General features: G+C 55.7%; 18 protein-coding genes and 1 pseudogene. 9 read left to right on the top strand and 10 right to left on the bottom strand.

What is annotated here, in order from left to right:
* Positions 1-24 precede the first annotated feature (24 nt).
* The 4 genes from KI613_RS03545 to KI613_RS03530 all read right to left on the bottom strand — a co-directional run bounded on the left by KI613_RS03545 (position 25) and on the right by KI613_RS03530 (position 6,888).
* Positions 25-2,448, bottom strand: coding sequence for an efflux RND transporter permease subunit (locus tag KI613_RS03545; protein WP_226403839.1), 2,424 nt, complete (start codon positions 2,446-2,448; stop codon positions 25-27).
* A gap of 30 nt (positions 2,449-2,478) precedes the next feature.
* A complete protein-coding gene (locus tag KI613_RS03540) occupies positions 2,479-3,615 on the bottom strand; it encodes a WD40/YVTN/BNR-like repeat-containing protein (RefSeq protein ID WP_226403838.1) in 1,137 nt (378 codons plus the stop codon).
* Between the two features lie 160 nt (positions 3,616-3,775).
* Positions 3,776-5,155, bottom strand: a complete 1,380-nt coding sequence (locus KI613_RS03535; RefSeq protein ID WP_226403837.1) for a DUF1329 domain-containing protein — start codon at positions 5,153-5,155, stop codon at positions 3,776-3,778.
* 23 nt (positions 5,156-5,178) lie between these two features.
* On the bottom strand, positions 5,179-6,888 hold the full coding sequence (locus KI613_RS03530; protein WP_226403836.1) for a DUF1302 domain-containing protein: 1,710 nt from the start codon (positions 6,886-6,888) through the stop codon (positions 5,179-5,181).
* A 533-nt stretch (positions 6,889-7,421) separates the two neighbouring features.
* On the opposite strand from KI613_RS03530, the gene KI613_RS03525 reads away from it, so the two are divergent.
* Together KI613_RS03525 and KI613_RS03520 are read left to right on the top strand one after the other, a co-directional pair.
* The gene (locus KI613_RS03525; RefSeq protein ID WP_404826975.1) at positions 7,422-8,405 is read left to right on the top strand and encodes a hemerythrin domain-containing protein; all 984 of its coding nucleotides are present in this window, start codon (positions 7,422-7,424) and stop codon (positions 8,403-8,405) included.
* Between the two features lie 271 nt (positions 8,406-8,676).
* Positions 8,677-9,075 carry a hypothetical protein gene (locus KI613_RS03520; protein ID WP_226403834.1) on the top strand — a complete coding sequence of 133 codons (399 nt, stop codon included), beginning with the start codon at positions 8,677-8,679 and terminating at the stop codon, positions 9,073-9,075.
* On the opposite strand, the pseudogene KI613_RS03515 reads toward KI613_RS03520, so the two are convergent.
* The 4 genes and pseudogenes from KI613_RS03515 to KI613_RS03500 form a co-directional block, all read right to left on the bottom strand.
* Positions 9,072-9,350, bottom strand: a pseudogene (locus tag KI613_RS03515) (integrase core domain-containing protein); the annotation flags it as partial. The gene KI613_RS03520 and the pseudogene KI613_RS03515 sit on opposite strands and share 4 nt — an antisense overlap.
* A 106-nt stretch (positions 9,351-9,456) precedes the next feature.
* Entirely contained in the window at positions 9,457-10,827 is a 1,371-nt protein-coding gene (locus tag KI613_RS03510; RefSeq protein ID WP_226403833.1) for an NAD(P)(+) transhydrogenase (Re/Si-specific) subunit beta, read from the bottom strand.
* A 2-nt stretch (positions 10,828-10,829) separates the two neighbouring features.
* Complete coding sequence (locus KI613_RS03505) at positions 10,830-11,111, bottom strand: NAD(P) transhydrogenase subunit alpha (protein WP_226403832.1); 282 nt, start codon at positions 11,109-11,111, stop codon at positions 10,830-10,832.
* A complete protein-coding gene (locus KI613_RS03500) occupies positions 11,111-12,238 on the bottom strand; it encodes an NAD(P) transhydrogenase subunit alpha (RefSeq protein ID WP_226403831.1) in 1,128 nt (375 codons plus the stop codon). Before KI613_RS03500 ends, KI613_RS03505 begins: the two co-directional genes overlap by 1 nt.
* 676 nt (positions 12,239-12,914) lie before the next feature.
* Between KI613_RS03500 and KI613_RS03495 the strand changes: the two genes are divergently transcribed.
* The 6 genes from KI613_RS03495 (at position 12,915) to KI613_RS03470 (ending at position 20,726) form a co-directional block, all read left to right on the top strand.
* Positions 12,915-14,081, top strand: a complete 1,167-nt coding sequence (locus tag KI613_RS03495; protein ID WP_226403830.1) for an acyl-CoA dehydrogenase family protein — start codon at positions 12,915-12,917, stop codon at positions 14,079-14,081.
* A gap of 5 nt (positions 14,082-14,086) precedes the next feature.
* Entirely contained in the window at positions 14,087-16,084 is a 1,998-nt protein-coding gene (locus KI613_RS03490) for an acetoacetate--CoA ligase (protein WP_226405671.1), read from the top strand.
* Positions 16,085-16,119: 35 nt separating this feature from the next.
* The gene (locus KI613_RS03485; protein ID WP_226403829.1) at positions 16,120-17,307 is read left to right on the top strand and encodes an acetyl-CoA C-acyltransferase family protein; all 1,188 of its coding nucleotides are present in this window, start codon (positions 16,120-16,122) and stop codon (positions 17,305-17,307) included.
* Positions 17,307-18,086 (top strand): SDR family oxidoreductase, encoded by a 780-nt coding sequence (locus KI613_RS03480; RefSeq protein WP_226403828.1) that lies wholly within the window; start codon positions 17,307-17,309, stop codon positions 18,084-18,086. Before KI613_RS03485 ends, KI613_RS03480 begins: the two co-directional genes overlap by 1 nt.
* A gap of 59 nt (positions 18,087-18,145) precedes the next feature.
* Positions 18,146-19,546, top strand: coding sequence for an aromatic ring-hydroxylating oxygenase subunit alpha (locus KI613_RS03475; protein ID WP_226403827.1), 1,401 nt, complete (start codon positions 18,146-18,148; stop codon positions 19,544-19,546).
* A gap of 64 nt (positions 19,547-19,610) precedes the next feature.
* On the top strand, positions 19,611-20,726 hold the full coding sequence (locus tag KI613_RS03470) for a Gfo/Idh/MocA family protein (RefSeq protein ID WP_226403826.1): 1,116 nt from the start codon (positions 19,611-19,613) through the stop codon (positions 20,724-20,726).
* A 359-nt stretch (positions 20,727-21,085) separates the two neighbouring features.
* On the opposite strand, the gene KI613_RS03465 is transcribed toward KI613_RS03470, so the two are convergent.
* Together KI613_RS03465 and KI613_RS03460 are read right to left on the bottom strand one after the other, a co-directional pair.
* Positions 21,086-21,835 carry an enoyl-CoA hydratase-related protein gene (locus KI613_RS03465; protein WP_226403825.1) on the bottom strand — a complete coding sequence of 250 codons (750 nt, stop codon included), beginning with the start codon at positions 21,833-21,835 and terminating at the stop codon, positions 21,086-21,088.
* Positions 21,836-22,122: 287 nt separating this feature from the next.
* Positions 22,123-23,274, bottom strand: coding sequence for an NAD(P)/FAD-dependent oxidoreductase (locus tag KI613_RS03460; RefSeq protein WP_226403824.1), 1,152 nt, complete (start codon positions 23,272-23,274; stop codon positions 22,123-22,125).
* A 326-nt stretch (positions 23,275-23,600) separates the two neighbouring features.
* Here KI613_RS03460 and KI613_RS03455 point away from each other — a divergent pair, with 326 nt between their 5' ends.
* Positions 23,601-24,011, top strand: a complete 411-nt coding sequence (locus KI613_RS03455; RefSeq protein WP_226403823.1) for a nuclear transport factor 2 family protein — start codon at positions 23,601-23,603, stop codon at positions 24,009-24,011.
* Positions 24,012-24,021 lie beyond the last annotated feature (10 nt).

Here is a 24,021-nt window from a genome sequence, read left to right as displayed (position 1 = left end):
CCTGTCCTCACGATTTGTTGAATTTCAGATAGAAACTTTGTTTCGGCCGACATCTCGCAGCAGAAAATGGGATAGAGCTGGAATAAGGACAAGCGCACCAACCATGTTCCAAAGGAACATAAAAGTCAGCATGATCCCCATATCAGCCTGGAACTTGATGGGAGACCACGCCCAAGTAATAACCCCGGCAGCCAAGGTCACGCCAACAAGACCGACGACCTTGCCGGTAAAGGCGACCGCTTTCTTGTATGCATCGGACAAACTCAGCCCCTCGCGTTGCTGCGCAAGTTGCACGCTCAATAGGTACAGGGCGTAATCGACCCCGATGCCGACACCGAGCGCCACGACGGGCAATGTCGCCACCTTGACGCCAATCCCGAGCGCCACCATTACCGCCTCAGCCAGTAGTGAAGTTAAGGCCAGGGGTAACACTGCCACCACCACGGCCCGCCAACTGCGGAAAGTGATTAGGCAAAGCAAGATCACCGCGCCATATACATAGAACAGCATGGTGCGATTGGCTTCTTTCACGACGATGTTGGTGGCTGCATCAACACCCGAGTTGCCTGCGGCAAGCAGAAATTTCCGCTCATCGGTATCATGTTCAGCGGCAAAATCACTGGCCACTTTAGTCACACGATCCAAGGTTTCTGCCTTGTGATCCGACAGGAAGGCAATGACTGGTAGCAGAGAGCAATCCCCGTTCAGGTACTCGGAATTCCAGGCGACGGCGTTGTTGATCGGGTTGTCGATGATGCTCTGACTCTCGCTGAGAGTCAGCCATTTCGGGTTTCCTTCGAAACCGCCCATCGTGTACGAACGAACGGTATCGGCCAGCGAAGCGGTTCGCTGAACGCCGGGCACTTGCGCCAGCGCCCAACTCAGTCGGTCCGCCTCAACCAAGGTGTCATAGGAACGACACTGGTCGGCTGGGGTCTTGACCATCACCACGAAAACATCGCTCGAAATACCGTAGTGTCCGGTGACGAAGGCATTGTCGAGGTTATAGCGGGAATCGGCTCGCAGTTCTGGCGCTCCGGCATCCAGGTCGCCGACTTTCAAGCCCTGGCTTACGACATAACCGAGGACGGCGAGAACGGCAGCCAGAAGCACGGTCCCTGTAGCCCAGCGCGGCTCGGTAAAGCGGTCCAGCAGGCTCCAGATTTGTCCGAATCCCTTGCCGCGTGCCTCCTCTTGGTCCTCCATCAGCGAGCGCTTCGCCGCCGATTCGCTGACCCCAACGTAGGATAGCAACACCGGCAGCAAAATCAGGTTGGTAAAGATGAGAACACCAACACCTAAACTGGCCGTCATCGCCAATTCACGGATTACCGGAATATCAATAATCATCAATACGCCAAAGCCAACTGCATCGGCGAGCAAAGCCGTCATACCGGCAAGAAAAAGTCGGCGATAAGTGTAGCGCGCGGCGACCCATTTATGCGTTCCACGCCCGACATCTAGCATGATGCCGTTCATTTTCTGCGCTCCGTGAGAGACACCGATAGCGAAGACCAAGAAAGGAACGAGAATTGAGAACGGGTCAATACCGCGCCCCAACAGCACCACCATGCCGAGTTGCCAGACAACTGCAATCAATGAACAGGCGACCACAAGAAACGTACTGCGAACACAACGGGTGAATAGAAAAATGATGAAACAAGCTACTACAGCAGCCGCAAGGAAGAAATACATGACCTTAACAAGACCGTCGATGAGATCACCAACAAGTTTGGCAAAGCCGATGATGTGGAGCCTGATCTTCGACTTGCCGTCCGGCCCAGCCTTTCCGTACTTGTCGCGAATCGCTTCCAATGACGAGGACAAGGTCGAGTAATCGATCGCCTTGCCTTCCGCATCCGTCGCCAGGAGAGGAATGGCGATCATGCTCGACTTGTAGTCATTGGCCACCAAGCTGCCGACAACGCCGGCGCGCTCGATATTGATGCGCAGTTCCTCAATCGATTTTGGGGAGCCATTAAACGTATTGGGCAGTACCGGTCCACCGACAAAGCCTTCCTCGGTCACCTCCGTCCAGCGCACGACCGGTGTGAAGATCGACTTCATCCATGCACGATCAACCCCCGGCAGCAAAAAAATCTCATCATTGATCTTGGCTAGGGCATCAAGATAAACCGGATCGAAAATGTCGCCATCCGTATTCTCCACGACGACTCGAATCGAGTCCCCAAGACCACGCAAATCACCTCGATTCTCCAGAAAGTTTTGGATATAGGGATGCGTGTAAGGCAGCATTTTGTCGTAGCTCGCGCTGACGACCAATCCGCGCATTTGAATTGCGAAAAGCCCGGTCAACAATATGCATCCCACAATCACCCAGATTCGGTGATTGAAGATCAAGCGCTCCAGAAAATTTCCTGATTGCTCATCAAAGTCGTTCGGGTCGGAAACGACTGCCATCACTTCCGAGTTATGTGTGGCTACCATGCTATCTAAATCCTTCCTTGTAGCATTCGATCAGTTGACACCGCGACCGGCGTTGGAAGACTGGGGCAGGCCTTCCACCTTGACCCCGTCAGAACCCACCAGCGTCATCATCCCGCTGTGAGAACCTGCGATGCCGAAGTAGGACATCGGCTGCGAAAATTTCACCACCTCAAAGCTAAGACCACCATCGCGGCTGAAGAGGGCGACTCCGGCCTGACTGACCAGCAACACGCGTTGGGCGTCGAGGACAATCCCGCCGGTAATTCCCGCTTGGCTAGGTACAGTCACCTTGCCCCAGGTGTTGCCGCCATCACTGCTACGAAAGAGGCTACCTCGCATCCCGAAGACCAAAATATTACGTCCTGCGACCACAGACCCGAACAGCGTGCCCTTGTAGGGTGTTGGCTTTGCCTCAAAGCCCTTATTTGTCGCATCTAGTTCCCACACCATCCCCTGTTCGCCGGTCAGCAAAATACGCCCGCCAGAATTTCGGATGGAATAAAAGTGCAATTCGCGAACGTTCCCAGTCCGATCCATCCACGGCATCCAGGTTTTGCCACCGTCTTCGGTACGAAAAATCCGGTTGAACGCACCGACGACAAAGCCGCTCGTCTCACTTTCAAAATTGACATCAAGAAATGCTTGCGTACTGCCGTCGGTCGCCAAGGCCTTGGCCTGCTCGAAAACGCGCGTCATTTCGGCGGAAGGCTGATCTACCACCTTCTTTTCGTAATAGCTCACCGCCAGCGCCGCTAGTTGCTTTCCATCGACTTGCTTGACCCAGTTGACTCCACCATCGCTAGTGTGAATCACCACGCCACCATGACCGACCGCCCAGCCATGCTTGGCATCGGGAAAGGAAACCGCGACTAGATCGGTACTCACCGGCACGCTAGCCTGCTTCCAGTTCTTACCCTCATCATCCGAATACACGATGTGTCCACGAATGCCCACAGCAATAACACGCTCACCGGCTCGCGCCACGCCAAGCAGCGGCACCTTAGCCGATAGTGCGCTAGTGATGGCAGGCAGGTCCGCCGGACTTTGAAATGCATTCGCCGCCGTAGGAGACCCAAACAAAAGAAAAATGGCGCAGAAGCCCACCCCTCCCGAGCGCCTCACTAAGCCAATGCATGGAAAATGGCGCAGAAAACTGGAAACTGACACTAAGCTACCTCTTCGATTTAACTCGCAACAAATCGCCTGCCTTCGGCTGTTTCAATGGCTGCCCAAGACGCGAAACGGCGCGAGGGTCATATATCTCCCGCATTCATGACCGAGTCTCCCCCGGCTCAACGCCGGGGGACCAACACATCAAAATGCAGGATCAGCGAACACCTTCGCCTGCCAGCGCTTCTGGACTAAAAAAAGTAGAGGGCTTGATATCCACCGGAAAAAATCCAGCTCCCGGTGCGCCAGCGGTTCCTTGCATCACATAACCGCCGGTAACAAAGTCGAGGTTCACCGCAGACCCACTATTACCGCCATCTTTTTCCCAATAGGTATAGAAGTGGTTGTATACAGCGCGATAAAGTTTGCCAGAACCGTCGTAACTTTCCTGCATTCCGGCCCCGTAGCCATCCTCGTCAAAGTAGAAGACGCGCTTCTTATAAATATGGCGGAATTCGGGTTTCAACGTAGACTCAACGATCCAAACCCGATGTAATTCCCAACGCGAACAGTCTGGATTGGGAACATGTTTCGTGCTGGTAAACTTTTCCTCCGGACAGGCCTTGTAGTCCGTCATGCCATAGGTATTATAAGCAAGGAATTTTTCTGCTTTACCAATCAACTTGAAGTCAAACCGATCGAGAGCGCCGAGGAACAATTTGGCATCATCGACGGTTCCCACTCCACCGTTGGTTGGCGCCGGCGTATCGTAGGCGAGGTCGGGCGCCAACTTGACGCGGCGCTGACCAGGTAAATACTGATAGGCACGACGACCGATGTTAAGCTGATCAAGGGCATCAATGAGAATCAGTTTCTGACCAACCTGACGGGCTGGCGCATAGTCATCGAGTCGTACCCGCCAGAAGATTTCTTTGCCGTCCAGCACCTTGCCGGCCTTATCTGGATAGAAAGCAGGGAAGTCCTCGTTGCCCTTGGAGGCACTGGCCAGAAACGCACTGCCATTCGCCGGCACATTCCAGGCGCGCTGATTTTCATAAATGGTGGGCGTACCGTAGAACATCAGGTGATTCCACATAACCTGATTGCCGGTCTTGGGAATTGGGAACGGGATACCACCGTAGCAACCTTCAATGCGCAGCTCTTTGTCAGCCCCTTTGCAGGAGGTCGCATTTTTCAGAGTGTTGTCGAGCACGTACTTCGGAAAAACCATCGTGCGGTGCGACGGATAGATATCCATCCGGTAATTCGGATAGCGCTTGAACAACTCTTTCTGAAATTCGGCTAACTTGTCCGCATACTGGGCCATGTTCTGAGCCGTGATGGTATACAGCGGCTTTTCCTTGAAAGGATCAGGACGACGTCCTGGCTCCTTCGGGTCCCAATCTGCAGGCGGCGGAATACCTTTGCCGTCGTACGCAGGGATCGAACCATCCTTGTTCCCGGCCTTCTCAGCACCGAACGCTGTCAAAACTGGACCACCCAAATGCTTGGCCTCATCTGCGTTCACCGCGGCCTGAACTGAGTTTGTCAACACGGTAGCCAAAGCAATGGCAGCAAACTGAATCTCTCGTTTCATTGTTATGTCTCCGGTTTATATTTTTAGAAGGTTGTCTTGAAGGTCAAAGATACCCAGTCACGATCCCAGTATTTTCCGAGGCTTGAATTGCTATTGGAACTCATACCCAAAGCATCGTTACTGTGCTTGGCGATAAAGCCGTTGTACTTCAGCGCGATGTTATATTTGGCTTGAATGTCGGCAGCCACACCAAGACTCCAGCTACCTTGCCCCTCGTTGTCGCCGAAGGGCACTGGCGAATTACCTTTCAACCCGACGCCATAGAACATTGGCATACTAATGTCGGTACCGGCAAACACCTGGAACCACTTAGGCTCAAAGAGCACTGCCGCACCCCACGCATCCTTGGTCGGACAGCCGTGATTGGTGGCGATGCCATCCGAACCACAATTTGACTGCAAGCCGTAGTAGAGGCCGTGCGGATCATGAGTCACTTTTTGCAGATACTGGTAATTTACTTCAGCCGTCAGTGCCGCCGAATCAAACACTGGATTCTTGCCGAAATAGGCAATCGCGTTGACCAACGCTGTCCAAACATCGCCGCGCGGCCGCCAGTCGTCGCCCGCGGCGTTAAAGGCTATTACGTTGGAGAACGGCTTCGCACCAATCTGCGCGCCATGTCGGTAGGTAATATCACTACCAAAGGAAACGCTACCCAACTGCTTGGAAAGACTGAAAGCAACCATTTTTTGTCGCGGCGTCTGGTAATCCAGATCGACAATTGGCACAAAGGCACTAGACAGGCTACCAATCACCATTTGCGGCAGCTTGTCGGTGTATTCGCGATAATAGAAACCTGCCGTACCATCCAGCCACTCGGGCCGCCATTTCACAGCCACACCCCAATCGCCGGACTTATCCTTGGGAGCTTTTGTTCCATTAAAAGCCATGGCACCACCAAAAACCTGAGTCCCCCCCCCCGCAGTGAAAAAGTCAGCCGGACCAAAATAGGTTCCGCCATCAGGCAAGGTTGACGGTTTCCAATCAAGGAAATACTGCCCGGCAATGGAAAGTCGGTCAGTCACTGCGGCTGAGAACGAAATTTGATTGAGCGGCTTGAACAGTTCCTTGGCCTCACTACCTGGGTTGGCCAGCGCCTTACGGATATCGACTGGTCCCTGACCATATGAAACGCCCCCCACAAAGGAGAACAAGGACTCGCCCCAATAAATATTATGCTGACCAAGCTTTACATTGACCGGAATAGCAGCCGCGTCGAATTTCGCAAACACGAAGGCATCGAGCAGTTCTCCACCCGAGCGATTGAAGCGATTGATATAGCCAGTGTAGTGCCCTGTAGGAAAGGATTGCATCCCAGCCGCCAGAAGCGCCGGATCGCCCTTAACCTGGGTATCACTATAGGCATCGTCATACCAACCAGCACCACTCAGACGAAAACCGAAATTGTCCCTGTAAATGACATCGAACTCGGATAGCAGATCAAGGCGATTTGTAACAATATCCCCCGATTTATCAAATCGCCGGTCAGACTGATGGGCCGTAACATCACCAGCCCCCGCACCGTTGCCACAGATATTCTCGTCGCAATCATTGACACGCACACCAACGTTGTAGCGTACGGTGTTGTCCCAACGTATTTTCACATCGGGATTGCCGGTTTCAAACTCGACCGCAAATGCACTTCCTGAAATAGCAAATGCCGAAGCTAGCGAAATAGACAGTACAGCCCTCAGGTACGAACTACGTGATTGCGCAACCGTTTCGTAAATCATAAATCGTCTCCTTACTTGGTATAGTGAAGTACTGCACCCCTCCGCAGCATCAGGCAGCTTCATGCGGCAACCACTGATGTTTATGTATGCTGCCATACCATATTTTTGCAGTCAATATATTTTGCGAGCAATATCAGCTCCCCCCAACTGCCTGAGAGTCGCTGTGATTTGTGCAAGCAAGCATTAACCCCGCTCGTGACCTCAAACAAGAACAGGAGCAACATCGCCGGGAAGTTGTAAGGCTCACCGCTCAAAAACAGGCTGTGGCAAATAACGCTTTGCCAATCGATGGTTTCGCCCCACCTCCGACAAACACGCTGCCAGCTAGAACGCAACGATTCGGTGTCGCTCATAGATCAAATTCGACGTAACCATGACTCCACAACTTGCTCAAAAAAACTGATGGTATGCTACAGTACATTACCACTACTAACATACTTGGACAGCCCAAAAGCCATTCAATTGGTCAAACGGGCATATGAAACGAAAGGTGTTCCATGTACCACCACATTCTGGTACCTACGGACGGGAGCATGTTGTCCGTTCAGACAATAGAAAATGCCGTCCAACTAGCCCATTCCGTTGGTGCGCGCATCACATTCCTCCACGTCGAAACTGACCAGGGGTCTGATCTTTATGGCGACGCGGCATTGCTGCGTTCGATGTCACCCGTACAGTTTTCGGAAAAATTCAAGCAGAGAACCCGGGAAATCCTCGCCAAGGCCGAGTCCGCCTGCCATCTTGCCAAAGTCCCCTGCGAGGGAATCAGCCTTACGGGAAAATCCGCACACGAGGTAATCGTCCAGGCAGCCGAGGATCAAGGGTGTGACCTAATATTCATGGCATCACACGGCCGACGTAGCGCCATTGGCATGATGATTGGATCTGAAACACTGAAGACTTTGATCAACGCAAAAGTGCCGGTTCTCATCTCCAGTATCGCGACCAACAGCCCCGCTTTGAGCAGTGCCAATACCATTATCCAGGATGAACACCACGCTCTGGGGGCGGTTGTGCATCGCCTGCAACTTCTCGCGACCAATGCCCAACAAAATGCAGCGTTGCCAAACTTTGCGGCAACACGCGAAGTGATTGCATACCTGCGCGATTTCCCAGGAAAACTGCACCACCCGAAAGAGGAAACCTACCTGTTCAGCAAATTAAGCTCCCGGACCAACGAACTCGATGCTGAAATCGCTGAACTCAGGCGGCAGCACGAACACGATGAAGTTCTCATCCGTGAGCTGGAAGAAGCGATCAAAGAACTTGAATCCACCCCCGCCGTCGGTGTCGCCCGCTTCGCTACTGCCGCAGAGGCCTTTGCTGAAGCGACATGGAAACACATGAGCATGGAAGAAAACTTAATCCTACCAAGTGCTCGAAAATATTTTACGCAGGCGGACTGGGCTGAAATCGATGCGGCATTTTCAGCCAATGCGGGAAAGCAGTTCGGGGAAGCAACTGAAAAATTGCTGCGCTCAACGTTCAAACAGATTGTAAATTCCATCGAACCATAAAGGTGAGCCAGCCTCGCGGAGCTTTACGCTTGGGGCTACCAGAATACTGCTTGCGCCCCAACCATCAAACAACGATTTGGAGAAACAATTTGGCCCACATCATTGCGTAGATGACGACCCTCAGCCCTTCCGACAAAGCGAAAATGCCCCGGATTTTTCGAACATTTATAAGCGCCCAGCGAAGTCATCTTTGTGAATTGAAGGCTTAGAGCGTGAAGATAATTATCCACTGAAAATAGTTCATATGCATATGAGCCTAAGGCGAGCAAAGATGCCAGTTGAGACGACCATTCAAAAAAATGGCCTGCTAGAGCTATTTTCGGGAACAATTACGATCAATGATATTTCGAATGCAATGCAGCGAATATTCTCGTTGCCTAATTTCGATGAGTTAAGGTACCTAGTTTTCGATCTAACAAAAGTCGAACACTATGAATTGATGCAAGATCGGCTTGAGGAAGTAGCATCAAGTAGCATTGGTGCTTCTCATAGTAACGCTAACATCCGTATCGCAGTGGTGACGTATGATTCTGGCTTGGCATCAATGGCTGAAAAATGCATTCAATCGGGCACGGTTGGCTATCCGACACAGATTTTCTCTAAAATTGAGAGCGCAATGATTTGGGCGAGGCATCGACGTCCCCCCATTTTCAGTAGCAGTATGCTTTAGAGTCCGGGGTTGATTTTACCGATTTCTGGATGAGTATTTTGGCATAGGCGGCAGGCGTCAAACCGCCCAATGATTTCTTCGGTCGCTCCTCGTTGTATTCACGGCGCCAGGCTTCAATGACGACCTGTGCGTGCCGAATGCTGGTGAACCAGTGTTCGTTCAGGCACTCATCACGGAAACGTCCGTTGAACGACTCGATGTAAGCATTCTGATTTGGCTTGCCGGGCTTGATGAGAAACAGTTGAACACCTCGCATGCGCCCATCTCAGCAGGGCAAACATAAAGCGGATATATGGTTACTTTATATGAATAGGTGATAGCGGACTGTCTGGCGCAAAAGCGACTGGCACACAAGAATGGCACGGAATGTAGACCTACGAACTACCCCATCGCCTTGAGATGCTGAATGATCTCGCCGGCCATCGGCTGGGCATCGCCATAAAGCATCCGGCAGTTATCGGTATAGAACAGCGCATTCTCGACGCCCGAGTAACCGGTACCCTTGCCGCGCTTGATGACGATGACGTTCTGAGCCATGTCGGCATTGAGGATCGGCATGCCGTAGATCGGGCTGGCCTTGTCGGTGCGTGCACTCGGATTGACCACGTCGTTCGCGCCGATGATCAAGGCGACGTCCGTCTGGGCGAATTCACCATTGATCTCTTCCAGATCCATGATCTTGTCGTAAGGCACCCCGGCCTCGGCCAGCAGCACATTCATGTGCCCCGGCATGCGGCCAGCCACCGGGTGGATGGCGAACTTCACCTCGACCCCGGCTTCCTCGAGGATCGAGGTCATTTCCCACACCTTGTGCTGGGCATGCGCCACGGCCATGCCGTAACCCGGCACGATGATGACCTTGGAGGCGTAGCGCATCATCGCTGCCGCATCGAGCCCGGACAGCTCCTTCATCGAGCCACTGATTGCTTCACCCGGGCCGCTGGCCGCCATGGGCGTGAACAGGATGTTGGAGATTGGGCGATTCATCGCCTTGGCCATCAGTTGGGTGAGCAGGGTACCGGCCGCACCGACGACGATGCCGGCGATGATCAGTGCCGGGTTACCCAGCACATAGCCTTCAAAGCCAACAGCGAGACCCGTGAAGGCATTGAACAGCGAAATGACCACCGGCATGTCGGCGCCGCCGATGGGCAGGGTGACGATCAGGCCAAGGATCAGCGCCACGGCGAAGAAACCGAAGATCAGTTCCGGCTTTGCCGGAGCCATGGCCACCATCGCAGCACCGAGAGCGATGGCGATCAGGGCGAGAACGATATTGACCGCATTCTGTGCCGGCAGGCGATGGGCTTTCTTGAGCACGCCCTGCAGCTTGGCCCAGGCGACGCAGGAGCCGGTGAAGGACACAGCACCGATCAGCGCCCCGATGACAGCGAGCACCGTCGTCGCCAGGCTGTGGGCATCGCCCTTGGCAAACTCGATGGCGGCAATCGCCGCTGCCGCACCGCCGCCCATGCCGTTGTAGATGGCGACCATCTGCGGCATGTCGGTCATCTTGACCTTCTGGCCGGAAATCCAGGCGGCCGAGCCACCAATGGCCAGGGCGAGGGCCATGAGGCCGAGATTCTGCAGGCCGGGAATGAGGAAGGTGGCGGCGATGGCCAGCAGCATGCCGTAGCCGGCGATGATGATGCCTCTTCTCGCACTGGCCGGCGAGCTCATGCCCTTGAGGCCGAAGATGAAGAGGGCGGCGCCGAGGAACCAGGCGCCCTGAACATAGATGGGGAGCGTCATGGTCAGGCTTCCTTCTTCTTGAACATGGCGAGCATGCGTTCGGTCACGACGTAACCGCCGGCGGCATTGGCCGCGCCGAGGGCGACGGCGAAGAAGCCGATGGCTTGCTGGACGGGCGTATCGGCTTGGCCGAGCATGAGCATGGCACCGACCACCACGACGCCGTGGATGAAGTTGGAACCGGACATCAGCGGCGTGTGCAGGATGACCGGCACCTTGGCGATGATCTCGTAGCCGGTGAAGGCGGCGAGCATGAAGATGTAGAGCGCGAGCAAACCGTCCATCATGCTTCTCCCATGACTTGTTTGACCACGCTGTGAACGGTGACACCGTCCTTGCAGAGCAGGGTGCCGGCGACGACGTCGTCGCTCCAGTCGAAATTGAGTTCGCCATCCTTGATCCATGGCGAGAGGAAGTTGTAGAGGTTCTTGGCGTAAAGCTCGGAGGCGTGGGTCGGCATGCGGGAAGGAAGATTGAGGGGGCCGTGGATGTTCACGTCGTTGGCGACGACGTGTTCGCCCGGTTGGGTCAGGGCGCAGTTGCCGCCGGATTCGGCGGCCATGTCGACGATGATGGCGCCGTATTTCATGCGGGCGATCATGTCGGTGGTGATGATGATCGGCGCCTTCTTGCCGGGAATGGCGGCGGTGGTGATGACGACGTCCGACAAGGCGACGGCCTTGGCCAGTTTCTCGGTCTGCTGGGCTTTCTCGTCGTCGGTGAGGTCACGGGCGTAGCCGCCGGTGCCGTCGGCCGAGACGCCGGTGTCGACGAACTTGGCGCCAAGCGATTCGATCTGCTCACGGGCAGCGGCGCGGACGTCGTAGGCTTCAACCATGGCGCCGAGGCGCTTGCAGGTGGCGATGGCTTGCAGGCCGGCGACGCCGGCCCCAATGACCAGCACGCGGGCCGGGCGGATGGTGCCGGCAGCGGTGGTGAGCATCGGGAAGAACTTGGTGCAGCGGGCGGCAGCGATCAGGCCGCACTGGTAGCCGGCGCAGGCGCCTTGCGACGAGAGCGCATCCATGCTCTGGGCACGCGAGATGCGCGGCAGCAGTTCGAGGGCAAAAGCGGTGATCTTGCGGGCGTTCAAGGCGGCAAGGCGGGCTTTGTCTTCGAAGGGTTTGAGCAGGCCGATGAGGACCGAACCTTCGGGCAAAGCGGCGATTTCTTCCGGCGTCGGCGGGGTGACCCGGAGGATTAGCTGGGCCTTGCTATAAACCCCGGGCAAATCCTGGCTGAACGCCACCTCCTCGAACCCGGCATCCATGAAGTGGCTGTCCAGTCCGACATTCGTTTCGAGTACGACTTTTACCCCCAGCGCCTGAAACTTCTCACTCGTTTCCGGCGAAAGGGCAACACGATGTTCCCCCGGCGCGCTTTCGCGCGCCACACCAATATAGATGGGCATAATTCCCCTTTTTCAATCATTTGTATTTCTCATTACAGCGAGGGCAATGCACCAGTCCTTCGCCCAATCCTCGCCAGCTCAAACCGAAGCACGCGGGAATTACTGACCGGCTCCTGCTTCAAGCACAAACCATAATTAATATCATAGGATATCATCTCCTAGCAATCTTATTGGGCGAACACAAGAACCTACACGACCCCGCCATTGACAGCACGAGGCCAATCGCCAACCACCATAACGCGGCAAAAGACTCCAACGAATCCTATCTAGGCTGCGAATTACCAAGCACGCCACATCAGGCTTGGCTTCAAAATTTTGTACCAAACTGATATCTCCGACACCATGACTAGCCAAAGTTCGCACCCGGACTTTGTCCTCATCCCCAACGAGGCGAAAACCGAACCAACAACCATGCTTACCCAACCAGGACAGGATCGCGCAACGGCTCTGGCAGGGAGGCCCTTAGTTGGTCACGCAAACCAAGTTTATCCCCGAAAAACGTCAGCCATTTGATGACAACAGCCCCTTTTCTGTAGATTTTTTGTGTGCTAGCATACCGTACTATAGCGATTCAATCTCATCGAACAGGTGCTTGATTGAATACCTTGTCCGGTAATAACGAACTCCAGCAGCCATCAATAGCCCCGGCAATATTTGAAACTTGGATTGGAATACTATGAACTTCGCACTCACCGACGATCAAACCGCGATCCGCACCGCCGTTGAAGAGATTTGCGCCGACTTTGGCGACGAATACTGGCTCAAGAAGGACCGTGAAGGCGGCTTTCCCGAGGACTTTTACCGGGCGATGGCCAATGCTGGCTGGCTTGGCATCGCCATGCCACCAGAGTATGGCGGCGCCGGCCTCGGAATTACCGAGGCGGCAATGATGATGGAGGCAGTGTCCGCTTCGGGGGCTGGCATGACTGGCGCTTCGGCGATCCACATGAACGTGTTCGGCCTTCACCCAGTCGTAGTCAATGGTAGCGCCGAACAAAAGGCGCGGTGGTTGCCGCCGATCATCAACGGCGACGCCAAGGCGTGTTTCGGCGTCACCGAGCCAAATACCGGATTGAATACACTCAAGCTCAAGACCACGGCGGTCCGCAAGGGCGACCACTACGTTGTCAATGGTCAGAAAGTTTGGATCTCGACAGCCCAAGTCGCCAACAAGATTATGCTGCTGACCCGAACCACCCCGATCGACCAGGTAAAGTCGCCAACACACGGACTCAGCCTGTTCTACACGGATCTGGATCGAAGCAAGATCGAAGTGCGCGAAATCGAAAAGCTCGGCCGCAAGGCAGTCGATTCGAATCAGCTCTTCATTGATGATCTTCATGTTCCTGTCGAAGATCTGATCGGCGAGGAAGGCCGCGGCTTCGAATACATCCTGCACGGCCTAAATCCAGAGAGGGTGCTACTCGCCGCTGAAGCAACTGGCTTAGGCCGAGCAGCACTTCGCAAGGCGGCAAACTACGCCGGCGAACGCATCGTGTTTGATCGCCCGATTGGCAAAAACCAGGGAATTCAGCACCCCCTCGCCGAACGCTGGGTTGAGCTGGAAGCGGCAACCTTGCTTTACCAGCGCGCTGGATGGCTCTATGACCAAGGAAAACCCTGTGGCGCAGAGGCGAATGCCGCGAAATTCTTCTGTGCGGAAGCTGGTTTCCGTGCTTGCGAGACGGCAGTATTGACCCACGGTGGTTTCGGTTACGCCAAGGAATATCACGTCGAGCGTTATTTCCGTGAGTCAATGCTACCGCGAATCGCTCCCATCTCGCCCCAATTGATCCTTTGCTTCATCGCCGAAAAAGTACTCGGCTTACCGAAGTCTTATTGAACGATATGAACCCCGAGCGAACCCCGGATCAAAGCGAACCCGTCTGGCGCCCCTCGGCAGCCCGCCAGAAAGCGGCTCGCATCACCGACTATACCAATTGGCTGGAGAAAACAAGCGGGCATCGATTCGATAACTACGATGCCCTCTGGCAATGGTCGGTTAGCGATCTCGACGGTTTCTGGCGAAGCATTTGGGATTATTTCGATATTCGTTCGCCAGAGCCTCCTGACAACGTCCTAGGCAGCCGGGCGATGCCGGGTGCAGAATGGTTTCCGGGAACCCGCGTCAATTTCGTTGACCAGGTTTTCCGCCACGCCGATGCCAGCCGGCCGGCAATCCTTTTTGCCGACGAATCGGGAATCGTTGAAGAGATCTCCTGGGCAGAACTGCAAAATAGGGTCATGGCGCTGGCGTCGTTCTTGCGTATCCGGGGCGTGGCACCGGGGGATCGTGTCGCCGCCTACCTACCAAATCGTCCCGAAGCGATCATTGCCTTTCTGGCCAGTGCGAGCATCGGGGCCATCTGGTCGATGTGCTCGCCTGACATGGGGCCGGTCAGTGTACTTGACCGCTTTCGCCAGATTGCTCCTAAGGTGCTGATCGCCGGTAACGGCTACCGATATGGTGGCAAAACCTTCGACCGCCGAGAGACAATTGCCGAATTGCGACGCGAACTTCCGAGCCTCGAAACCTTCGTAATCGTACCTGTCCTAACGGGTGAATCCAATCTCACAGATGTTAGCGAGGCCCAGCGTAACGGCTACTTCTGGCCCGACCTGGTCGCAGGCCCTGCAGAGTTCGCCTTTGAATGGGTTCCCTTCGACCACCCCCTGTGGATCGTCTATTCATCCGGAACAACAGGAACGCCGAAACCGATTGTGCATGGCCACGGCGGTATCATGCTGGCAATGTCTGTGACCCTGGCCTTGCACAACGACCTTTGGCCCGAGGACCGCTATCACTGGTATTCGAGTACCGGCTGGATCATGTGGAACTGCCAGTTGGGCGGGCTACTGGTCGGTAGCACAGTATGCATTTACGACGGCAATCCCGGCTACCCCGACCTAAATGCGCTGTGGCGCTTTGCCGGGGCAACCCAGGCAACATTCTTCGGGGCTGGTGCAGCCTTCTACGCTTCATGCCTGAAAGCGGGAATCGAGCCGAACGAGGTGGCCGATTTCTCCAATTTGCGCTCCGTCGGATCGACCGGGTCACCGCTCTCCGAGGATTGCTATGAGTGGATTTATCGACATGTCGGAAGCGGAGACATTTGGCTGTCTCCGATGTCCGGCGGCACCGATCTAGCTGGCCCCTTTATCGCCGGCAATCCCACCATGCCCGTCTATTTAGGTGAGATGCAGTGCCGAGTACTTGGCGCGGCAGTCTACGCCTATGACGATGGCGGCAAGGCTGTGATCGACGAGGTTGGCGAACTTGTGTGCAGCAAACCGATGCCATCAATGCCCATCTATTTCTGGAATGATCCTGGCAACCAGCGTTATCTCGATAGTTACTACGACACCTATCCGGGAGTCTGGCGTCACGGGGACTGGATTCGTATCACCCCGCGTGGAGGATCAGTCATCTACGGGCGCTCGGACGCGACCATCAACCGCCACGGCATCCGGATGGGGACGAGCGAACTGTATCGTGCTGTCGAGGCATTACCTGAAATTCTCGACTGCCTAGTCGTCGATCTCGAATATCTGGGCCGGCCATCCTATATGCCATTGTTTGTCGTACTCAGGCCGTCCATCGAACTCAATGACGAATTGAAGGAGCAGATCAATGGCCGAATCCGCACCGCTTTGTCGGCGCGTCATGTGCCCAATGAAATATTTACGGTACCCGAAGTACCACGCACGCTTTCCGGAAAGAAGCTCGAGTTGCCAATTAAGAAGCTACTGCTGGGCCAACCGTTGGACAGGGTGGTCAATCGCGACTCGATGGCCAACCCTGGCAGCTTGGCATGGTTTGTCGATTTTGCGACGCGCCGTAGCTGATTTGAAACCCTCTCTTCAATAAGGCAGAACTAGTCATGTCTCAACGTGAAATCGTGGTTGTAGGAAGCGCTCGTACCCCCATCGGCACTTTTGGCGGCTCGCTAAAGGATGTCCCGCTGACCCGGCTGGGCACCATCGCCGTCAATGCAGCCTTAAACCGCTCTGGCCTAGATCCGGCCGAGGTTGGACATGTGGTCATGGGCAATGTGGTACCCACCGAACCGAAAGACGCCTATCTGAGCCGGGTCGCCGCCATCGATGCCGGCATCCCGATTGAAACGCCAGCCTTCAACGTGAATCGCCTGTGCGGTTCGGGGCTCCAGGCCATCATTTCCGCAGCCCAGGCCATCCTGCTCGGCGATACGGATATCGCCATCGGTGGCGGCGCAGAATCGATGAGCCGCGGCCCCTACATCGTGCCGGCAATGCGCTGGGGCGCCAGGATGCAAGACAGCCAACTGATCGATTACATGAACGGCATCCTGCACGACCCTTGGCAACAGATTCATATGGGTATCACGGCAGAGCACGTCGCCGAGTGCTATGGCATCAGCCGGGCGATGCAGGACGAACTGGCCCTGGAAAGCCAGCGGCGCGCCGTCAACGCGATCGCCAACGGCCATTTCAAGGAACAGATCGTTCCGGTCGAGATCAAGACGAGAAAGGGTTCGGAGCTATTCGACACGGATGAGCATGTACGTGCAGACGTTACCCCCGATGCCATGGCCAAGATGAAGACGGTGTTCAAGAAAGATGGGGGAACCGTTACAGCAGGCAATTCCTCCGGCCTCAATGACGGTGCCGGAGCAGTCGTGCTGGCCGAGGCCGGACGTGCCGCAGCGCTCGGCCTGAAGCCGCTGGCCCGCTTGGTCGGTTACGCCCACGCCGGCGTGGATCCGCTCTACATGGGCATCGGCCCGATTCCTGCGACACGCCAGGTACTCCAGCGCACAGGCCTAAGAATCGAAGACCTAGATGTTATCGAGGCCAACGAAGCTTTCGCCGCCCAAGCCTGCGCAGTCATTCGCGAGCTCGGCCTCGACCCGACAAAAGTCAACCCGAACGGCTCCGGTATTTCGCTGGGTCACCCGGTCGGCGCAACAGGCGCAATCATTACTGTCAAAGCTATCCACGAACTGCATCGCATTGGCGGCCGTTATGCCCTCGTCACACTATGCATCGGCGGAGGCCAAGGGATCGCAGCGATTTTCGAGCGCCTTTGATGACAACTCCGAACATTGAACGAGCGGTCATCGTTACCGGAGCTTCCAGCGGAATAGGCCGGGCGATTGCCGAACAACTTGGCAAGGCCGGGTTTCGCCTTTGGCTGCTCGGACGCTCTGCCGAAGGCCTGGCAGCAACCGCCGATTCGATCAAAGCAGCCGGAGGTCTTGCTCCCCACTGCGAGATTATCGACATTCAGGAAGCAGGCCGACTGGCTGGCCTAGTCGAAAAGATCGGGCAGACACACCCTTACCTTTTCGCACTCGTCAACAACGCCGGTGTCATGCACCCGGAATCTATTCTGTCGGGGACGCCTGCGCGCTGGCGGGCCATGTTCGAAATAAATGTACTTGCCCCGCTGGAAGCCTGCCGCACCGCGATCGAAGCCATGCGCCGGCATGGCCAGCCAGCTCACCTGATCAATATCAGTTCGATCGCGGCACAATGGGAAGACGGTGGCGTCTACGGCGCCAGCAAACGCGCCCTAGAAACCATCAGTGGCACGCTTCGCCTTGAGCTGGAGCATGACGACATCCGCGTCGCCACTATCGCCCCAGGCGGATTCACCACGCAACTTGGCCGCCATCTGGAAACCGAGACAATCCGCAAAATTTCCGCCAGCATCCGGAGCAAGGGCATCGAACCCTCCGCGACTGACAAGCGCCTGATGGGGGATCCAAATTATATCGCCCACGCCGTTCTGTATATCCTCGAACAGCCGATCAATATCAACATCGAAAAACTGGTCATCCGCCCTCCGATCGATACCCGCTGCTGAGCAATCGATTCCGGATACGACAATCATTACCCTCGCCTCACCCGACCAGAGGAAAAAACATGTCAAAAGCACACGAAAAATTCAATGACTATCAACGGGGCATCGGTACAGAGTTGTCGCCAAACTGGCGCGATCTGGCCAAGGCCGACAGCAAGCTGGTGCCGGAAGTCCTAACCCGCGAAAGCTCGCCCAACCTTGGCACCGGTAAGATCCCACCGCAGAATTACACCTCGTACCAGTACCATCGCCAGGAAGTCGAAAAAGTCTGGAAACGGACTTGGCAAGTCGCCTGCCGCGAGGAAGAAATTCCCAACGTCGGCGATCATTTCGTTTATGAAGTCGCCGGCCTCTCCTTCTTGGTCGTCCGTAGCGCCGAGAAGCAGTTCAAGGCTTACTGGAACGTCTGTCTCCACCGCGGTCGCCGCCTGGTCGACAAGAGCGGTTGCGACGCCAAGTCTTTCCGCTGCGGCTACCATGCTTGGACTTGGAACATCGACGGCAAGCTCTCCTATTACCCGGGCGAGTGGGATTTCCCCGACGTCGAACCGGAAAAGTACAACCTGCGCGAAGTGCTGATCGATACCTGGGGCGGCTTCATCTTCATCAATCCCGACATCAAGGCAGGGCCGCTGGCCAATCACCTGGGATCGCTGACCAAGCACTTCGAAAACTGGCCCCTCGACAAGCGCTTTACCCTTTGGCACGTCCAGAAGACCATCAATGCCAACTGGAAAGTGGCGCTGGAGGCTTTTCTCGAATCCTATCACCTGCTGCAAACCCATCCCCAGGCGCTAAGCTCGGTCGCCGAGCATGGCACGCAATACGATATTTACGATGAAGGCGAAGCGCACTTCAGCCGCTCCATCACTCCCACCGGCATCCCCAGCAAACACGCCAAGAACGGCAGTCAAATCGGCGCCATCGCAGATGTCTGGGCCTTGCTGAATGCGCTACGTGCTGATCAGGCTGTCGAATTGCCCCCGGAAATAACTGACCGGGCCTCGATTTCCGAGTGGCGTCGCAATGTCATGAAGGAAATGACCGGCGCCGATTACTCGACCCTGTCCGATGCAGAAATGTTGGATTCGGTGCAATATTTCTTGTTCCCCAACTTCTGTCCCTGGTATGGCGAAGGCCTACCCTTGACCTATGTCTTCCGGCCCAATGCCGACTCGCCAGAAACCAGCTATTTCGATGTCTGGATGCTGATCCGCTCTCCTGACAACGGAACGCCGCCACTGGCCGCAAAGACCATGAAGATCGGCCCGGATGACCATTTCGAACCGATCATCGGCGCCATGGGTCTGATTTTCGACCAAGATGACATGAACATGCCCTTCGTACAGATGGGCATGAAAACCTGGCCTGGCGATCCCGTCGGACCGACGTGGGGGCGCTACCAGGAAAGTCGCATTCGTCATCTGCATCAGTTGCTGGCCCTAGCGTTGAAACGGCCGTAATACCACGTTCAAAAGAGAAAAAAAGTGACTGGACTTGGCATCAGAAAACTCAAGGACACATTTCATGACCAGTAAAATTGGTGTCGGCATCATCGGGGCTAATCCAGATCGCGGTTGGGCTGCATGGGCTCACATTCCCGCCCTAAAGTCCCTGCCAGATTTCGAAATCCGCGCACTATCTACCAGTCGCCGCGACTCGGCACAAGCAGCCGGGAAACTCTTCGGAGTACCGCTGTGTTTCGACAATCACGCTGAACTGGTCCACCATCCCGAGGTGGATCTCGTCGTCATTACCGTCAAGGTACCCCACCACCTCGAACTGGTCACCGCTGCGCTCACTGCAGGCAAGGCTGTGTATTGCGAATGGCCCCTCGGCAATGGTATTGAAGAGACAATCGAAATGGCCCGACTGGCTCGGGAAAAAAACGTGCTTGGGGTCGTCGGGCTGCAAGCCAGGTCGGCACCAGCAATCAATTATGTACGTGATGTGATCGCCGAAGGCTACATCGGCGAAGTCCTCTCCACGACGCTCGTCGGCTCGGGTATGAACTGGGGGCCGGTGATCGAGGAAGCCAATGCCTACACCGCCGATGCTCGCAACGGCGCGACGCTGCTCTCCATACCCCTCGGCCACACCATCGATGCTCTGTGCTACTGCCTCGGCGAGTTCGACCAGTTGTCAGCAACCACCGCAATCCGCCGCAAGACCTTCAGCATCTCCGAAACCGGCGTCCAGCAGCCGATGACAACGCCCGACCAGATCTGCATTGATGGTCTGCTAAGCTGCGGTGCTGCCGTATCCGTGCATTATCGCGGCGGCGTATCGCGCGGGACCAATCTGCTCTGGGAGATCAACGGTACCGAAGGCGATCTCCAGATCACCGCCGCAGGAGGTCATGCCCAGATGTTCGAGCTGACCGTTGCGGGTGGACGCGGGAGCGATACAGGCCTTCAAGCACTACCCGTGCCTGCCAACTATCGCTGGTCACCGCCTCAACCTGCCCCTGGCTTTGCCTTTAATGTCGCCCAGGCCTACGGACGCCTGGCCAGGGATTGGCACGAAGGCACCCACCTCTGCCCCACCTTCGATGACGCTGTGAATCGCCATCGCCTGCTGCAGGCTATCGAGAGCGCCGCCAGCACGGGCCTTAAGCAACGTTTTATAGGGACGGCTCAATAAGCCTACGGCGAATTCCCAATTTTTCAACTGAGCCTCGATTACAACAACGCTTGGTGATAATTCATCGCTGGATTTCGAGCGGCAGTTCCAGCAATAGGCTCCCGGCGGCAAGAACGTGGAACCTGACCCGTCGGCAGCGCTTAAACTGCAACAGGCGAGGACAGCCCCAAATTTACCGTGCACGGTCGTCCTCTGGAAAGAGGAATGGCAAGTGCTGTACTGCAACACTAACTGAGTATCCGCCAACTGCGACTCCACCGTCGTTGGTGGAAGCCGTACTACGGATTGCCAAGCTTGGCGGAGTCCGTGCACGAAAAAGCGATGCAGAGCTTGGGGACTACCTCAATCATTTAGTGCGATCATCGTCCTACCCATTCAGGCTGCCGGTGCTCAAGGAAGGCATGCCTGCCTTCATGCGCGTCTGCACTGTCGAGCACGGCCATCACCTCCGGATACTGGCGGGGGTCAAGCGCGGATTGCAGATTCGGCAAGTCCAGACTGTGATAAACCATTTGTTTCGAGGCGATCAGTGACAAGGGTGCATTACATGCCAGGGTGGCTGCCCATTGCCTGGCGACATCCATTACGTCGCCGTCGATGACCTCATTGACGAACCCGAGTTGTTTCCCCTCTAAAGCCGAAAGGATCTCCCCCCGGAGAACCAGTGCGAGCGTTCGCTTGGGTCCGATTTCCCGGGTCAGGCGCACCACCCCTCCGGCCATCGCGGCAAGGCCGACCTTGACTTCCGGCAAACCGAAGCGAGCTTTCGTCGAAGCCAAGATCAAGTCGCAGGCCAGCGCCAATTCGAAGCCCAAGCCCAGCGCGACACCATTAACCGCAGCAATCAGCGGCTTACGGTTATTGGCCCGGCGCACCACCTCCGAAGCAAACAGTGGATCGCGATACAGTTCCGGATGCTGCTCCGCGTACTGTAAATCGAAACCGGCGCAAAAGGCCCGATTGCCGGCGCCAGTTATGATCGCAACGCGTGCAGTATCGTCAGCCTCATAGCGATCCAGCGCCAGACCAATCTCGGCACAGGCTTCGGGATGCAAGGCGTTGAGTACTTCCGGCCGCACCAGCGTGATGACGACAATGCCATTGTCCATGGAATACTCAATGTGATGGTAGTTTCCAGTCATATTATTGACAGCTTCCGACATGCATTAAAAAATTTCGGCTTGTTCAATGGTTGGACAACCAATGTGAATACATTCGTAGCGAACTTGGTCCAGACTTCCTCGATCATTAGCGCATTTGATGACGCCCTTCGCTTCTGGCCAAAGACCCGTCAAGATACAACGACACTATATTTCTGGTCGAAACCGCATTTGGCATATTAGGAAAAAACGACGAAGCGCGCTAACACCCTGCCACCGACACCGGAAACCAGACCTCAGGCCAGCATTGCCGGAACTAGGCCAAGCAAAGCCTGTCGCCGGATAGTCGCGGCACCAAGCAGCGCGAACCCAAGCAGGCTCCCCGCCGCGTCGTAGAAGCCAGCTTCCAAACCGCCTTCCTGCTCGTCCACCAGCCACTCGCCGTCGCCCCCAGCCGGCGGCGGACAAACAATAGTCGGGCATGCTGGCGTCTTGACTACTACGGGCATCGCCGGGTAGTTCAGATCGGTCGGATCGCCGTTCAGCGTGCGTGCAAGCGCCTTGGCCTGATGCATGATGGGCATGACAAACGGTAGGTAATAACCCATCACCTCGGCACAATCACCCAGCGCATAAACGTTGGACAACGTGCTAGCCAGCCGCCGGTTAACGATTATGCCGCGGCCACAAGCTGCACCAGCCGCAGCAGCCAATGCGGTACGCGGCTGCAAACCGACGGCAGAGAGGACAATGTCAGCGTCAATATAGCTCCCGTCACTCAGCGCAAGTCGCAATACATCACCCTCACGGTCCGCGGAGCACGCCGTGACCTGCCCTCGAAATTCGACGCCTGCCTGGCGTAGACGGGCATCCAAGTATGCTCCGGCACGCTGGGGGAGCAGACGTGACAGCGGCCATTCGGCGGAATCGATCAGCACCGGCCGAATCTGGCGGGAAAGGAGATCATTGGCGAATTCGCAGCCAATCAGACCAGCTCCGAGGATGGCGACTGTTTTCGCTGTCGCCATCCGCTCGCTGAAAAGTGTGAAATCATCAAGGTCATTGACCGAAATGACGCAGTCGACGGCATTTCCCTGCAAAGGCAGACTGACCGAATCAGCCCCTTGCGCCAACACAAGATCGCGGTAGGCAATGCACCGACCATCGGCGAGTTGAATACGTCTTTCCGCCACGCCGATCGACGCAACCGATTGGCCAGCAATAATCTCAGCCCCTAGTTCGCAGGCCATCTGAGCGGCATTTTTCAAAATTAGCGCCGCTGGCAATTTATTGGCCGAAAGGGCATTGGAGAGCATCGGTTTGGAATAGAAAGCGCCTTGGTCGCGCGTAATGAGAGTCAGCGGCGTGGCTTGATCGAGCTTGCGAAACTCACGGGCCAGCGTGTAGGCAGCAAGCCCGCTGCCTACAATAACGATGGGATTGCTCATGGTTTTCCTGTCAACGAATGGCCCCAACGGGCACGCATAGAGAGCGTGGATCAACCCAATGGCCCGTCGCCGGGCGACATGACTCACTCGGGGACACAAAACCATTAATTAATACTATATGTTACGACACTAAAATTATCAGCAATCACGCGGCCTTGGTAGGTCTTGGCCCATGTTCGTCGTTGGTTACCATGAGCAGACAACGTTCTGCAGCATCGGTTATGCACACGTATTGGGGCGGAAGCGTCAGGCATTTCCCTCACCACTCCTATTGATAATGATGGATACTATATCGTACATTTAAAACGCGCAAACAGGAGATAAACATGAACCAAGCGAACAAGGACACAGCAAAGAAATTTCTCGACGCGCTCGGCGCGAGCGAGATCGAAACCGTTAAGGGACTGATCGCCGACGACATCGTCGCGGTGTGCACTGGCACCAGCCTGCTATCCGGTACCCGCGGTCATGCCGAGATCGTCGGCGCCGGTGACATTTTCAAGAAAATCACGAAATCCGGCCTGCGCTTCGAGATCTTATCAATGACAGCAGAGGATGATCGCGTCTCGGTGGAGGCTCAGGGCCATGCCGAGTTGGTCAGCGGTGCGCGCTACGACAACCAGTATCACTTTCTTTTTTTCATTCGCGATGGCCGAGTATTCAAGATGAAGGAGTACATCGACACAAAGCTCGCCGACGCAGTCCTGGCACCGCTCTTTGCGTCGGCTGCAGCCTGACCGGGCGCAA

It is taken from the genome of Ferribacterium limneticum (assembly GCF_020510585.1).
GTDB lineage: Bacteria > Pseudomonadota > Gammaproteobacteria > Burkholderiales > Rhodocyclaceae > Azonexus.
This window is presented reverse-complemented; position numbering and strand designations above follow the sequence as displayed.

Excerpts from the sequence above, each read along its gene's own strand:
- KI613_RS03545 (WP_226403839.1), bottom strand. The coding sequence starts at position 2,448 with ATGGTAGCCACACATAACTCGGAAGTGATGGCAGTCGTTTCCGACCCG.
- KI613_RS03535 (WP_226403837.1), bottom strand. The coding sequence starts at position 5,155 with ATGAAACGAGAGATTCAGTTTGCTGCCATTGCTTTGGCTACCGTGTTG.
- KI613_RS03530 (WP_226403836.1), bottom strand. The coding sequence starts at position 6,888 with ATGATTTACGAAACGGTTGCGCAATCACGTAGTTCGTACCTGAGGGCT.
- KI613_RS03525 (WP_404826975.1), top strand. The coding sequence starts at position 7,422 with ATGTTGTCCGTTCAGACAATAGAAAATGCCGTCCAACTAGCCCATTCC.
- KI613_RS03520 (WP_226403834.1), top strand. The coding sequence starts at position 8,677 with ATGCCAGTTGAGACGACCATTCAAAAAAATGGCCTGCTAGAGCTATTT.
- KI613_RS03510 (WP_226403833.1), bottom strand. The coding sequence starts at position 10,827 with ATGACGCTCCCCATCTATGTTCAGGGCGCCTGGTTCCTCGGCGCCGCC.
- KI613_RS03505 (WP_226403832.1), bottom strand. The coding sequence starts at position 11,111 with ATGGACGGTTTGCTCGCGCTCTACATCTTCATGCTCGCCGCCTTCACC.
- KI613_RS03500 (WP_226403831.1), bottom strand. The coding sequence starts at position 12,238 with ATGCCCATCTATATTGGTGTGGCGCGCGAAAGCGCGCCGGGGGAACAT.
- KI613_RS03495 (WP_226403830.1), top strand. The coding sequence starts at position 12,915 with ATGAACTTCGCACTCACCGACGATCAAACCGCGATCCGCACCGCCGTT.
- KI613_RS03490 (WP_226405671.1), top strand. The coding sequence starts at position 14,087 with ATGAACCCCGAGCGAACCCCGGATCAAAGCGAACCCGTCTGGCGCCCC.
- KI613_RS03485 (WP_226403829.1), top strand. The coding sequence starts at position 16,120 with ATGTCTCAACGTGAAATCGTGGTTGTAGGAAGCGCTCGTACCCCCATC.
- KI613_RS03480 (WP_226403828.1), top strand. The coding sequence starts at position 17,307 with ATGACAACTCCGAACATTGAACGAGCGGTCATCGTTACCGGAGCTTCC.
- KI613_RS03475 (WP_226403827.1), top strand. The coding sequence starts at position 18,146 with ATGTCAAAAGCACACGAAAAATTCAATGACTATCAACGGGGCATCGGT.
- KI613_RS03470 (WP_226403826.1), top strand. The coding sequence starts at position 19,611 with ATGACCAGTAAAATTGGTGTCGGCATCATCGGGGCTAATCCAGATCGC.
- KI613_RS03465 (WP_226403825.1), bottom strand. The coding sequence starts at position 21,835 with ATGGACAATGGCATTGTCGTCATCACGCTGGTGCGGCCGGAAGTACTC.
- KI613_RS03460 (WP_226403824.1), bottom strand. The coding sequence starts at position 23,274 with ATGAGCAATCCCATCGTTATTGTAGGCAGCGGGCTTGCTGCCTACACG.
- KI613_RS03455 (WP_226403823.1), top strand. The coding sequence starts at position 23,601 with ATGAACCAAGCGAACAAGGACACAGCAAAGAAATTTCTCGACGCGCTC.